We start from the raw sequence: 273 nt of genomic DNA on the forward strand, positions 1-273 counted from the left end.
ATAATGCCAACGGATAAGATATAGTCTGTGCTTGCATGAAAGTGCAAGAAGTTCATCAGAGAACTGCATAAGAACTAGCGAGCTTATGTGAACAAACTCTTCACGATAAAGTCAAAAAAACTTTAGTATTTGTGTATAAAATTGTTTATTAAGTACACTAATTGATGTATAATTAACTCATGGATAACGAATACAGACATTCAAAAACAACTGTATCGTTACTCAATTACCATTTTGTTTTTTGTCCTAGATATCGTCGGAAAATATTTGTCA

Annotated in this window: 1 pseudogene; it reads left to right on the forward strand. The window is 31.1% G+C overall.

The features are described from left to right. Positions 1-179: 179 nt before the first annotated feature. A pseudogene (locus ACFSR0_RS09690) lies at positions 180-273 on the forward strand (IS200/IS605 family transposase); the annotation flags it as partial.

Origin of the sequence: Enterococcus camelliae, assembly GCF_042685105.1 — a bacterium.
Classification (GTDB): domain Bacteria; phylum Bacillota; class Bacilli; order Lactobacillales; family Enterococcaceae; genus Enterococcus_G; species Enterococcus_G camelliae.